This window comes from Curtobacterium sp. 22159 (assembly GCF_052045775.1).
Lineage (GTDB): Bacteria > Actinomycetota > Actinomycetes > Actinomycetales > Microbacteriaceae > Curtobacterium.
Window position 1 is genome coordinate 257,519 of record NZ_JBQEPN010000004.1, and the last position, 12,812, is coordinate 270,330.

Below are 12,812 nucleotides of genomic sequence, written 5' to 3' on the forward strand. Positions count from 1 at the left end.
ACCCGGGATCGGTATGGTGCCGCCATGACCCTGGTGATCGCCCACCGTGGCGCCTCCGGCTACCGGCCCGAGCACGCTCGCAGCGCGTACGAGCTCGCGTTGGAACTGGGTGCCGACGCCATCGAGCCGGACCTCGTGCCCACGAAGGACGGGGTGCTCGTCCTCCGCCACGAGAACGAGATCTCCGGCACGACCGACGTGGCCGACCACCCGGAGTTCCGGCACCTGCGGACGCGGAAGACCGTCGACGGGCGTGCCCTGTCCGGCTGGTTCACCGAGGACTTCACCTGGGCCGAGCTGCAGACCCTGCGGACCCGGGAGCGCCTGCCGGCGCTGCGGCCGGAGTCGGCGGCGCACGACGGTGAGGAACCGATCCTGCGGCTGGAGGACCTCCTGGCGATCCTCGACGGCGCGGGTCGCCCGGTCGGCCTCGTCGCGGAGGTCAAGCACGCCGCGTACTTCGAGCGCGCGGGCTTCCCGATGGGCGAGCTGCTCGACGACGTGCTCGGCGAGGCGGGCTGGCGCGGGGACGACCGGCTGACGGTCGAGAGCTTCGAGAAGGGCGTGCTCCGCGACCTGCGGACGCGCGGGACGGGTGGTCGGATGGTCTACCTCCAGGAGGCGCGGGGCAGCGCCGCCGACGAGGTCGCGTTCCACGGGTCGCTGGCTCCGACCTACGCGGCGGAACGCTCCGACGACGCGCTCGCGGCGTTCGCCTCGGAGTTCCACGGGATCAGCGTCGACCTGGCCACGCTCATGGCGGGGGTCGACAGCCGTGCGCTCGAGGACCCGGCGCCGGTGCGGAGTGCGATCGTCGAGCGGGCGCACGGCGTCGGCCTCGCCGTGTACGCCTGGACCCTGCGCCCCGAGAACCGGTTCCTGCCGGCGCCGTTGCGGCGGGGCGGCGAGGTCGCGGCGTTCGGTGACTGGGAACGGTGGTTCACGTCCGTCGTCCGGACCGGACTGGACGGCGTGTTCGCGGACCACACCGACCTGGCGGTGCTCGCCCGCTCGGCTGTCGGGGGTCGCGCCTAGACTGTTCCGGACATGACGATCGTGCTGGACCCATTCGACTCGTCCCCCGAGCAGGGTGGCGGGGCCGCCTCGTACGAGGACCCGTTCACCGCGGGTCTGAACCCCCAGCAGAAGGAAGCCGTCGAGTACCGCGGCGAGTCCCTGCTCATCGTCGCGGGTGCGGGCTCCGGCAAGACGAGCGTGCTCACCCGCCGCATCGCGCTCCTGCTGGCCAACCGAGAAGCCTGGCCGTCCCAGATCCTGGCGATCACGTTCACGAACAAGGCCGCCGCCGAGATGCGCGAGCGCGTGCAGGCCCTGGTCGGTCAGGCGGCCGAGGGCATGTGGATCTCCACGTTCCACTCGGCGTGCGTGCGGATCCTCCGGCGTGAGGCCGAGCGTTTCGGCTTCGCGCAGTCGTTCACGATCTACGACTCTGCCGACTCGCGGGCACTGCTGAAGCGGATCATCAAGGAGCTCGAGGCGGACTCGCTCGGGCTGACGGTGGGCGCCGCCGCCTCGAAGATCTCGAAGCTCAAGAACGAACTGCAGGACATCGACTCCTACGCGCGGAACATCAACGCGAACGACCCGCAGGAAGTCATGTTCACCGAGGTCTTCCGGCGTTACACGAACGAACTGCGCCGGGCGAACGCGTTCGACTTCGACGACCTCATCGGTCAGACGGTGTTCCTGTTCCGCGCGTTCCCCGAGGTCGCCGCGCTCTACCAGCGGCGCTTCCGGTTCATCCTGGTCGACGAGTACCAGGACACCAACCACGCGCAGTACGCCCTCATCCGCGAGCTCACGCGCCCGATCCCGGTCGAACAGGTCGACAAGCTCGAGGACGCCGGCCAGCACGTCGCCCGCATGCGCGAGGCCGACGGGTCGATCGCCCCCGCGTCGCTGACGGTCGTCGGTGACTCGGACCAGTCGATCTACGCGTTCCGTGGTGCCGACATCCGCAACATCGTCGAGTTCGAGCGGGACTTCCCGAACTCGAAGGTCGTGCTGCTCGAGCAGAACTACCGGTCGACGCAGAACATCCTCGACGCGGCGAACGCCGTCATCGCGAACAACTTCGACCGTCAGGCGAAGAACCTGTTCACGGATGTCGGCGCCGGCGACAAGATCGTCGGGTTCACGGGCTACACCGGGCACGACGAAGCCCAGTTCGTCGCCGACGAGATCCAGCGCCTGCACGACGAGGGCATGTCCTACCGGGACATGGCGGTGTTCTACCGGACGAACTCCCAGACCCGTGCGCTGGAGGAGATCTTCATCCGCGCCGCGATCCCGTACCGTGTGCTCGGCGGCACGAAGTTCTACGAGCGTGCCGAGATCAAGGACGCGATGGCGTACCTGATCACCGTCGCGAACCCGGCTGACCCGATGGCCCTCCGGCGGATCCTCAACGTGCCCAAACGCGGCATCGGCGCCGTCACCGAGACGACCCTGCAGCGCTACGCCGACGAGCACGAGACGACCATGCGGGACGCCCTCCGCCACGCGGACGAACTCGGGTTCGGGCCGAAGGTGCGCAACGCGATCACGGCGTTCGCCGCGCTGCTCGACGACGTCGCGTCGCGCTCGGACAGCCAGCCGGTCGTCGACACGCTCACGCAGTTGCTCGACGGCTCCGGTCTGCTCGAGAACCTCCGGAAGTCGCCCGACGCGCAGGACGCCGCGCGCGCGGACAACATCGACGAACTCGTCGCGGTGACGCGCGAGTTCCAGAAGAACAACCCCGACGGCACGCTGACGGACTTCCTGACCGAGGTGTCCCTCGTCGCGGCTGCGGACGAACTCGACGACTCGTCGGGCACGGTGTCGCTCATGACGCTGCACACCGCGAAGGGCCTGGAGTACGACGCCGTCTTCCTCACCGGCGTCGAGGAAGACCTGTTGCCGCACCGGATGTCGGCGAACGAACCGGGCGGCCCCGCCGAGGAACGCCGGCTCTTCTACGTCGGCATCACCCGTGCCAAGAAGTCCCTCTTCCTGTCCCTCGCGATGACCCGCGCCCAGTTCGGTGACGTCAACGTGGCGATGCCGTCCCGCTTCCTGCAGGAGATCCCCGAGGGGCTCATCGAGTGGAAGCAGTCGCCGGGCATGGCGAACAGCCGTGGTGGCACCGAGCCCCGCGCTCTGAACGCCCGTCGTGGCGGGGGCGCCGGCGGGTTCGGCGGCGGTGGCGGTGGCTACCGCGGGGGCGGCGGGTTCGGCGGCGGCTCGTACGATCGCGCGGCCGCCGCAGCGAAGACGCGCCCGAAGACCGAGTGGGCGAACCGGGTGTCCGGGCAGGTGCGCGACAACGGCGACATGGAGCTCGTGGCCGGTGACCGGATCAAGCACGTCGACTTCGGTGAGGGCACGGTGTCCGCGGTGACCGGGCAGGGGGCGAAGCGGATCGCCGAGATCGCGTTCGACTCCGCCGGTCGGAAGAAGCTGCTGATCAAGATCGCGCCGATCGAGAAGCTGTAGCGCCCGTGTCGGGGGACCGACCGGTCGTCCCTCGTATCGCCGCAGCCGGTGCCGCTCACCGCGATCCGGGCGCTACGGCTGCAGCCGAGCAACGTCCCACGCGCCGCCGCTTGCCTGCACGTACTGCAGCCGCCGGTGCATCCGGTCACGGCTGCCGTGCCAGAACTCCACCACGTCCGGCTCCAACCGCCACGCCACCCACTCCTCGGGGCGGGGCACGTCGTCGTCGGACTCGTCGAGCAGGACGTTCGCGTCATCGATGAGGTCCTGCAGGGTCCGGGGCTCGAGCACCGCTGACTGATCGGCGATCGCGGTGGCGGCGCGGGACTTCGGCGACCGATCGGCGAACAGCGCGTCGGACTCCTCGTCGGAGAGCCGCACCGCCCGTCCCTCGAACCGCAGCTGCTGCATCGTCTCGCGCCAGTACACCTGCAGTGCCGCGTGCGGGTTCTCGGCGAGCTGCCGCCCCTTCGGGCTGAGCGTGGAGGTGCCGAACACGAGCCCACGGTCGTCGAGGCGCTTGACGTCGACGGTGCGCGCACTGACCCGGCCGTCGGTCCCGGCGGTCGCGAGGGTCATCGACATCGGCTCGGAGACGTCGCGTGCGGAGGCGTCGTCGAGCCACTTCCGGGCGAGGTCGATCGGCGACGCGGGCGGCGCGTCGAACTCGGGCAGGTGCAGGGAGTCGTCACCGGACAGCGAAGCGGACATGCCCCCAGACAACCGCGCTCAGTCGGTCCACGTCCAGGTCGCCGGGGGACGGCCACCCCGACCGGTCGACGTCGGCGGCGCATCGGTCCGCACGAGCAGCGGGTTCGTCCGCAGCGCCCGGTTCAGGTTGCCGGCGTCCGGCGCTCCGCCGTGCAGCGCGGTGTGCAGTGCCGCCGCAGCGCTCGTCGGGAACACGTCCCCGAGCAGCGCACGCGTGAGCGGGACGTCACGCCACAGCCGGGTGCGCACCTGGTCGACCGCGGCACGCACGATGGTGTCGTGGTCGAACGGGAGGCCGTGGTCGCCCCCGTCGACCGGGCGCCACACTGCGCGCCCGCCGTCCACGGCCGGAGCCACGACCGCCAGGAACGCGATGCTGATCGCGGTCTCCCGCGGATCGCGCGACGGCCCGTCGAACGCACCCACCTGGGCGAGGTGGCGGACTGCCGACGCCGCGATCCCCGTCTTGGTGCGCAGTGCGCGGTGCGCACCGTCGGCGAGGCGTTCCGCAGCGTCCAGGAGCACGCCGGGCAGTGCCTCCCGTCCGGCGTACGGGTCGTACGCACGGCGCGCGGTGGCGACCCGCAGACCCTCCGCGGTCGAGAACGACACCGGGACGACGTCGATCGCGATGAGCGGTTGGTCGCGGGCCGCCGTGGGGGTGTCGGTCACGCCGCCGCCCGACGCGAGGCGCGGGCGGCCCGCTCGGCGCGGAGCGTGTCGCGGACGTCGGCGAAGGACTGGTGCACTTGGAAGCGCCCGTCGACCCAGACGGGCTGGAGGAGGCTGGTCGCCTCGTCCTCGGCGGTGGCCTCGTCGACCTGGCGGATCTCACCGTCGGCGTCGCGGTGCAGGGCGATGCGGCCTTTGGCGCTCTTCTTGCCGCTGCCCGTCTTCGGGTCCTTCTGGATGTCGACCGGCTGGCCGTCGACCAGGGCCCAGGTTGCCTTCACCGCGCTGCCGAGGTTGTCGCGGGTCATGTACTGGTACGTGTACGAGCCGATGCCGAGCACGATGTTGTCGCTCGCGTAGCCCTTCGCGGCCAGGCGCTCGTAGATGCGGCGCGCACGGTCGAGGGTGATGCTGTCGCCGTAGATGACGCCGATGTGCTGGTCGAGCACCTTGAAGCCCCGCTCGTTGACGGTGTGGCCGAACAGCTCGTCGAGGAGCTCGACGACGCCCTTCTCCTCGTGGCTGCGGTCGGCGCGCAGCAGTTCGTCCTCGGGCACGCCGTGGACCGTCCCGGTGACGATGTCGACCGGGTCACCGGAGTCCGGTCGGATGACGAGCTTGCCGTCGCGGCCGGTGATGCGGTCCTTGAGCTGGGGGAGCGTCTCGGTGATGACCTTGAACAGGTCGAAGCCGTCGCTGACCGCCGACACGATGCCCGTCGGGTACACGTCGAGGATCTGCTCGAAGGTCTCGAGCTCGCCGTCGGCACCGCGGACGCACATCACGCTGTGCTCGGTCGCGGGGACGCTCGCCGCCACCCAGCCGTTGTCCCCGGGGTAGTAGCGGTCGATGAAGTCGAGCGACGGCATCGAGTCGGTGCCGAGGAACGAGAGCAGGTGACCGGCCCCACCGGCGGCGGCGGACTCGATGCTCGACTGGCCGCGGAACGAGAAGTCGTGCGCGGCGAAGTCGATGCTCGCGGGGTCGGCGCCGGTGCGCTCGGCCCATTCCTCCATGAGGTCGCGGTACTCGAGAGCCTTCGTGGCCACGGTGGACGGGTGCCAGATCGACGCCGACAGCGCGGTCTCGATGTAGTTCGGCAGCCAGAAGAACTCGTCGACGGTGTTCTCGACGGTGAGCGTGGCGACGCCGATCGGGGCGAGCGTGCCCTCGGGGAGCGCCCGGATCTCGAGCGGCAGGTACCCGAGGCGGTGCAACGCCCGGACGTGGTCGACGCCGATGTGGTTCGGGCCGAAGTAGCCCTGCAGTGCCTGTTCGAACAGGTCGGCGACCTCGTCCTCGTCGGCGGCGAAGAACGGCGCCCACGCCTCGACGAGGTACCGCTGGATGAAGGCCTGTAGCCCGAAGACCACCGCGTGCGTCGACTCGGGCATGTGCGCGTTCGAGCGGTTCGTCCAGTTGATCAGGATCCGGGTGGTGCCCTCCGGGTAGACCTGCCGGTGCGAGTGCTTGTAGCCGTCGACCGCCAGCAGCGGCGCGATCGGGCTCGCGGTGGTGATGCGGGGCTCGAGGCCCGTCGTCGTGGTGGTCATCGGATCTCCTTCGTGAGGTAGGGGCTGAGCGGGACGGTGCGCAGGCCGGGCACGGTGTTCTGCGCCGGGTAGCTGTCGGTCGTGACGATCTCGCCGAAGTGCTCGGCGAGCTGCGGGGCCCGACCGGAGAAGACGCCGTGCGAGACCCAGAGGCCGAGGCGCTCCGCAGGCAGGCCGGTCGAGCCCGCGAGCCCCATGAACGTGCCACCCCCGTCGCAGATGTCGTCGACGACGAGCAGCCGGCCGGACTCCGGGAGCGGCTCGCACGAGAAGCCGTCGAGCTTGCCGGTGTCGGGGTTGCGGTGCTTCTCGGCACGGAACAGCGGCAGGCCGGCTGCCTCGGCGACCAGGGATGCCCGTGCGACCGCGCCCTTGTCGGGGGCGAGGATGCCGCTGTAGTCGGACCCGGCGAGGACCGCGTCGTGCACGACCTGCTCGCTCGGCACGACGGTGAGGCGCTCGACGAGGTCGACGATCACCGGGGAGTGCGGGTCGAAGGCGATGACCTGGTCGATCCGGAAGCCGTTCAGGACGTCCGCGTAGACCTTGGCGCCGAACGGGAGCCCGCGGTCCTGCCGCGCGCCGGGGAGGTAGGGGACGAGGGCGACCGAGCGTGCCCCACGCTGCCGGACGGCGTCCGCCCACATGCCGAGCATGAGGAGGTCGTCGCCGCTGGTGCCGCGCAGGGTCGCGATCTCGGCGGTCGCCCCCGCGTCGGCGTCGTCCTGGACCTTGACGTGGGCTTCACCGGCGGGGAACCGCATGGTGGAGAACGTCGGGGTCGTCGGTGTGCCCTGGGCGTCCCAGGTGCTGAGTTCGACTGCCATGAGTCGACCGTAGCACGGTATTTGTCGCTGTGACAAGAATCGGCGCGGAGCGGCTCCTGCCCCAGGGCCGTCTCGGGAAGTGTTCGCCGCCCGCGACTCAGGATGAACGACCACCGAAGGCAACCGCGATCCGCGAGATCAGGAAAGGCTCCGGTGCCGAGTGCGAGCGGCATCCGCCTGCTCGGCGAGTGTCACCCCGAGGTCCGCCGGAGCGAGCACGTCGGCCATCGCCTCAGGTGCCGCCGAGTGTCCAGGACGCACACGGGAGCCTCGGCGTCCCTGGCCCGTCTGGCGGCCCATCGGACTGACCACGACATCACGCTCGGCGCCGGTGACCTGGATCACGTCGAGCCGTCGCCCTGGAAGCGTTCGCCTTCCACCTCGCAGACGAGCGCGAAGCGGCCACCGCCGTCGTCGGAGCGCTGCTCGATCAGTGACAGCTGCCCGGCGACAACGAGTCCCCTTCGGACGAGGGCGACCGGGGCAGCCCCGGCGTCAGGCATCCGCGATGTCATCGACGGCGTCCCAGCGGGTCCGACACGGTTGGCTCGTGCCGCTTCACCCATGCTCGTGCGGAACGTGGCAGCGCCTTGCCGCGAGCGAACGTGGTGTTCACCCACATGCCGGGATCTACCTCGTCGCAGAGCGCGACGGCGAGGTCGGACACCGGCGTGAAGTCCTCGGGATCGCTGTCGATCATGAGGGTCAACCACGGATCGCCGTCCCTGTGTTGCGTGACTGCCGCATGGACGGTCACCGGCTTCCCGGTCTTCGAGACGCGCTCGCGCAGGGCCGACAAGTACGTCGAGGCGGTGGCTGGCGGCTCGGACAAGGCCGTGCGTGTCAGGGGAGGGAACGGGTTCGACAGCTCGAACGGCGTTCCACGATCGACTCCTGGTTGCACCACGATGGGGTCCGGCTCGGTCGGGTCGATGAGCAGGTACTGCTCGGGCCCGAGCTGCTTGAGGACCTGACGCATCGACCCGCGCGTGCTTCGGGGGATGTGGGGTCCACTCGCGTCTCTCTCGTTCGTTCGTACCCGTCGGCCCTGTCCCGGACCGTGTCAGCGGCTGCACCGTGGTTCGCGGGACCCAGGCGGCCGATCCGTCCCTGTCTCGACCGGCCGGGGATCGATCGACGGTCACCACTGGCTCACCTCGCGCAGGAGTGGGTCGTCAGAGGCAGCGAGCGCGTTGCGGAGTCGGGCCGGGAGGTCGCCGTGTTCGGGGAGGAAGATCGCTGGGTGTGCCACGCTCCCCAGACGTTCGCCGAGCCGTGCCTTGACGGTCGAGCTGGCCTCGGTGAACACGAGAGCGAACCTGACCGTGCTCGACCGACCTTGGAGGGCGACGACGCCGGTTGTGCTCGTCGCGTCGAGCAATGCAGGCAGCAGCTCGGCCCAACTCCCGACACTGACCTTGTTGAACGGACGGAGCCGCACCGTCCCGAGACGCAATGGGATGGTCTTCGGGTCCGGAAACGCAACATCGGGATCCAGGCCGACCAGGCTTCTCCCTGGATCTACCTCGCCGACATTCGGGCTTGCCGCGAGGTCGCGGAACGCTTGGAAGCTCATCGTGTCGGTCGTGACGCCGGCAGGGACTGCCAGCGCGCTCGAGTAAGCGACGTAGCGACGTCCTCCATGGTCCCGACTCGTCGACTGCACCCGGCCCCGCCCATCCACCGGAACGAGGACTTCAGTGCCGATGGGCACAGCGGCGACGCGGTCTATGAGGTGCCCCGCACGAAGAAGGGCGTCGTGTTGGAGGACATCCAGCCGGTGAAGGTGTCGTTGTCATTCGTGAAGACGACGTCGACGGTGAAGTCGGGCGCGGCCTGACGCACGGCCTCATCGACCGCTCGGAGAGCTTGCTGGCGAGTATCGGGACTGTCGGGATCGACGTCCAGACCGAGAACGAGACCGGCTGGCGCTTCGTCGATGGATGCCCAGCAACGGCGGCCTGCCACGACAGCGGTCGCGCTCACCAGATGACTGGCCAGCGCTGCTTCGAGCTCGTCCGGCTCTGTTGCGGGGTGACCGATCCGGATCCGCGCCCCGGTGGACAGCTGCGTCGTCATACCGATCGCTTGGCGGAGCGATTCAGCGAACACCGGCATTCCGAGGTCGCCACCGACGTTCACGGCGAAGCCCACGTGACCGGGGAGCGTCGAGAGGAGCTGCTTCGCCGCGACGACCCTGAAGGGCCCTTGTTCGCCGGCAGCATCAGCCTGCTCGTGAGAGCTGAAGACCTTGACGTACGCCCGGTTGTCGATGGTCAAGACAGCGAGCGTGCCTCCCTCGTCCGTCGAGTTGCTGACCGGAACGACGAGGTCCGATTGAACGACCGCGCTCAGCACTGAAGCAGGCCCGGTGGCTCCCCGCGCCGCGGATGCCATCACCGCTTCGAGATCATTACTGGGGAACATCGTTCTGACCGGTCACCTTCCTCGGCATGTCCGGGCTGTACGCCTTCGGCAACCAGTCTCGGCCATCCTCGCGGAGGACCGGTCGCAAGTACTCATCATCGTGACGGATCACCAGCGGCTCGCCGAGATGGTCCCTCTGCTTGACACGCGTGACCGGGGGTACCGCGAGAGCGAGCACATCGACCATCGCGTTGCGGTCGGCGGTTCGCGGACCGTGCGGTCTCACGCTTCCGCCACGATCCGCTGACCGTGCTCGTTGAGCTGCGACTCGACGCTCGTGTTCGTTCGGAGGTGGAACGTTGCTCCGCCGTCCTTCGGGGCAACGAAAGGCGCGTTGCCCGCGAGACCGAATAGCGGGTTCTGCGTTTCGTAGTACTTTCGAGTGTTGTAGAAGACGATCCACCAGTCATCCGTCTCGATCCAACCTCTGTCCCAGATCAGGTCCTCGTCAGGTTGAAGCGTTGCCGCGAACTCGTCCTGGGCGTCCTTCAAGGTGCGCACGATGCCTCGGTTCGTCTGGAGGAGGGACCTCTGGTGGAGCCGTTCCGATGCGGCTGAAATCCTGGGCCCGGCGTCGCGAAAGACGATGCCGTTCTGGCGCGGCCTGGCCGTCGCCAGCAACCGGGAGGTCGAGCACCTCGGGGAGCGGCGCGGGAGGCACGTTGGTCGAGCCCCGGCGGAGGCGAGCACAGCCCTTCGACGCTGGCGGAGGTCACGGCGATGAGCGCTCGGCGCGGCCGAGCTCCCACGCTCGGGACGGTGATGACTGACGTGCGAGCACGAACACCGGAAGTGGGACAAGCGAGCCGAGCTGGCCACGGAGGCGAGCCAGCTCGTCTTGGTCATCGGAGTCGACCATCAGGACGATCCGTTCGGACACTCGCTCCACGATCACCCCGACCGTGCTGAGGACGGCGCCCTCGTAGCGATCCCGGAAGTCGAGCACCGCGGGGTACTCCTCCGGCTTCGGAGCACCGACGACGATGTCGAAGCCGGTGGGGAACGGGCGTGCAGCTCGCACGAGCGCCGAGACGGTCGGGGCGTCGAGCTCGACAGGCATGGACGGGCCCGCGGCCAGCGTCAGCGGTGCCGCGGCGTGTTCGGGGCTGCCGAGGAGCAACCCGACGGGCGTCCCGTCAGGGCTGGGGACGACGGTCCCGTTCACGATCGACGCCGGGATCATCGACGTGATCGCCAGATCACGGGGGGACAAGACAGGAGCTCGGTCTCGCGGTTCCCCGATGATCTGGTCGATGTCGTCGGGGAGCAGGATCTGCTCGTCGGCTTGGCCGGGTTGCAGCAGGACGGCTACGTCGGCAGGCGTCGCACGCAGGGCCGACCACAGCGTCGTGCGGAGCAACACCGCATCGGGCGGAGCGATGCCCGCAGCGACGTCCCGGTCGAGAAAGGCGAGGGAGACCGCGTCGGCGGGCTGATCGTCGAGTGTGATGACGACCGGCTCGCCGTCGTCCGTCGCGATCAGCCAGACGTCGAGTTCGACCACCTGACGCCAGATGGTGAGCTGCTCCGGCGTGATCAGGTCCACGGCCCCTCGAGCGCACGTTCGGCAGCTCCGCTCTTCCGTTCCCACCGTTCGAGCTGCTTGTCCCAGAGCCGCGCTCGTCGATCTGCTTCGCGCTGATCGCGAACGGTCGCAGCGCCGGCGAACGAGAGCAGTTGGTCGAAGTAGTCGCGTTCGCCGCCCGCGTACCACGCAACGCCGGGTCCGAACTGCTCGACGACACGGCCCGACCGCGGGTACCGCAGCGCCCTCTCGTCGTTGGCAGGACCTTCCGGTACCCGGTTGTGTGTCAAGACCGCACGCTCGCCGAGGAGAACCATGTCGAGGGGGAAGGTCACCAGGGCGCCGTATGCCTTTCGCTCCGGAGGTGTGAGCCCCCCTCTCGTGTCGACCCGGCCGTCGACTCGGCTGTTCAGCACGAAGCGGTGTTCTGCACCGACGTGCGCATCGACAGCGGGATCCAGGACGTCCATGACGAGCGCGAGCGCTGCTGCGCTCGACACCAGCCCTTCGATCGGTGTCCCGATCCACGAACCCTGCTCGACCCCGTCGATGGGGATCACGAGGCGGTCCTGCTCGTCGAAGCGTCGGGCCGTGACCGGGCCGACCCGGATGAACAGCGGCGCCGTCGATTCAGTCACCGGACACCGCCGGGGCGACGTACGCCGTTGCCCGCCAGGGAGCATGCAGGAGGTGGCGCAGGGCGATCGACTCACCCATGGTCCGCACTTGCGGGCTCATCTGGGACGTTGCGTCGGCGGTGCCTGCGGCTGGTGCGAAGGGAGTCGGGGCGTGCGTCACCATGCCCTGATGGAAGATCTGCTGCCCACCGCCCCCGCCGAACTGCGGGTTCGCGTGCGCTGTTCCGACGGCTACCGTCGAGCCGGCATCGAGTTGCGTCGACGACACGAACTCCCGGTACGGAGTCTGGTACCCGTACGTGGCGCCCACCTGCACCGATTCGTGGAAGGTGGCGGAGTCGGTCGTCGGAGCATGCGGGACCGCGTAGTTCGCGTGGGCGCCGTCGAAGCCGGGTGTAGAGGCGAAGAACGAGGTGTCGTGGTCGAGCGTCACGTTCTCGAGCTTGTCGACGCCGTAGTAGCCGTCACCGCCTTGCCACAGGGCGCTCGCTCTCGCCGGGTCCGTCCTCGAGATCGCCGACACGTGCTCGTTGTACTTGGCGTTCAGCGTGTCGGAGAACCTCCGCTCCGACGTCGAGACCGCGCCTGACAGGCGTTCGAACACGGACTTGCCCTTGTCCGCTGCCTGCGCGTACCCCTCGCCGAGTCCGCGTACTGCGCTCAGGGTGCTCTTGACGGCGTTGACCGGGGTCAGGTACCGCACCTGCAGCGCCATACGTTCCAGGCGCCGTGCCGGGCTCGACGCGAACTGCTTCACGGCCAGTGGCAGCTCTCGCAATGCCATCGTTCCGTACCGTCCGGCCCCGTGGAGGGTGCGTCTGGCGAGGGAGCCGAGCGTGCCGGTCGAGCGGGCGAGCGAGAACGCCTTCCGCGCATCGCCTGCAGCGGAGAGCAACCGACCGGCTGTCGTGATCCCCTTGGCGCCGGGGATGCAGTCGAGGAGTGCGAAGGCGAGGTCCCA

At 69.3% G+C, this 12,812-nt stretch carries 14 protein-coding genes; 2 read left to right on the forward strand and 12 right to left on the reverse strand.

Translation table 11 applies throughout. From position 1 onward, the window contains the following. Nucleotides 1-24 precede the first annotated feature (24 nt). Nucleotides 25-1,035, forward strand: a complete 1,011-nt coding sequence (locus ACTJKO_RS06995; protein WP_440687068.1) for a glycerophosphodiester phosphodiesterase family protein — start codon at nt 25-27, stop codon at nt 1,033-1,035. Between the two features lie 12 nt (nt 1,036-1,047). Then, nucleotides 1,048-3,498: an ATP-dependent helicase gene (locus ACTJKO_RS07000; RefSeq protein ID WP_440687070.1), complete on the forward strand. Its 2,451-nt coding sequence runs from the start codon at nt 1,048-1,050 to the stop codon at nt 3,496-3,498. A 72-nt stretch (nt 3,499-3,570) separates the two neighbouring features. On the opposite strand, the gene ACTJKO_RS07005 is transcribed toward ACTJKO_RS07000, so the two are convergent. The 12 genes from ACTJKO_RS07005 to ACTJKO_RS07060 form a co-directional block, all read right to left on the reverse strand. Then, nucleotides 3,571-4,209, reverse strand: a complete 639-nt coding sequence (locus ACTJKO_RS07005) for a pyridoxal 5'-phosphate synthase (RefSeq protein ID WP_440687072.1) — start codon at nt 4,207-4,209, stop codon at nt 3,571-3,573. Nucleotides 4,210-4,227: 18 nt separating this feature from the next. Next, nucleotides 4,228-4,881 carry an NUDIX domain-containing protein gene (locus tag ACTJKO_RS07010; protein ID WP_440687074.1) on the reverse strand — a complete coding sequence of 218 codons (654 nt, stop codon included), beginning with the start codon at nt 4,879-4,881 and terminating at the stop codon, nt 4,228-4,230. Continuing rightward, nucleotides 4,878-6,434, reverse strand: coding sequence for a nicotinate phosphoribosyltransferase (locus ACTJKO_RS07015; protein ID WP_440687076.1), 1,557 nt, complete (start codon nt 6,432-6,434; stop codon nt 4,878-4,880). Before ACTJKO_RS07015 ends, ACTJKO_RS07010 begins: the two co-directional genes overlap by 4 nt. Continuing rightward, complete coding sequence (locus ACTJKO_RS07020) at nt 6,431-7,261, reverse strand: ribose-phosphate pyrophosphokinase (RefSeq protein WP_440687078.1); 831 nt, start codon at nt 7,259-7,261, stop codon at nt 6,431-6,433. The genes ACTJKO_RS07015 and ACTJKO_RS07020 overlap by 4 nt, the downstream gene beginning before the upstream one ends. A gap of 341 nt (nt 7,262-7,602) precedes the next feature. Continuing rightward, entirely contained in the window at nt 7,603-7,764 is a 162-nt protein-coding gene (locus ACTJKO_RS07025) for a hypothetical protein (protein ID WP_440687079.1), read from the reverse strand. 8 nt (nt 7,765-7,772) lie between these two features. Next, the gene (locus ACTJKO_RS07030) at nt 7,773-8,240 is read right to left on the reverse strand and encodes a hypothetical protein (protein WP_440687081.1); all 468 of its coding nucleotides are present in this window, start codon (nt 8,238-8,240) and stop codon (nt 7,773-7,775) included. A gap of 162 nt (nt 8,241-8,402) precedes the next feature. After that, nucleotides 8,403-8,837, reverse strand: a complete 435-nt coding sequence (locus ACTJKO_RS07035; RefSeq protein WP_440687083.1) for a hypothetical protein — start codon at nt 8,835-8,837, stop codon at nt 8,403-8,405. A gap of 152 nt (nt 8,838-8,989) precedes the next feature. Next, a complete protein-coding gene (locus ACTJKO_RS07040; protein ID WP_440687085.1) occupies nt 8,990-9,688 on the reverse strand; it encodes an enhanced serine sensitivity protein SseB C-terminal domain-containing protein in 699 nt (232 codons plus the stop codon). A 222-nt stretch (nt 9,689-9,910) separates the two neighbouring features. Beyond that, nucleotides 9,911-10,189: a YrhB domain-containing protein gene (locus ACTJKO_RS07045; RefSeq protein WP_440687087.1), complete on the reverse strand. Its 279-nt coding sequence runs from the start codon at nt 10,187-10,189 to the stop codon at nt 9,911-9,913. A 211-nt stretch (nt 10,190-10,400) separates the two neighbouring features. Continuing rightward, nucleotides 10,401-11,234, reverse strand: coding sequence for a hypothetical protein (locus ACTJKO_RS07050; protein WP_440687089.1), 834 nt, complete (start codon nt 11,232-11,234; stop codon nt 10,401-10,403). Beyond that, on the reverse strand, nt 11,225-11,713 hold the full coding sequence (locus ACTJKO_RS07055) for a hypothetical protein (protein WP_440687091.1): 489 nt from the start codon (nt 11,711-11,713) through the stop codon (nt 11,225-11,227). The genes ACTJKO_RS07050 and ACTJKO_RS07055 overlap by 10 nt, the downstream gene beginning before the upstream one ends. A 130-nt stretch (nt 11,714-11,843) precedes the next feature. After that, on the reverse strand, nt 11,844-12,812 hold a 969-nt coding region (locus tag ACTJKO_RS07060), incomplete at its 5' end, for a hypothetical protein (protein ID WP_440687093.1).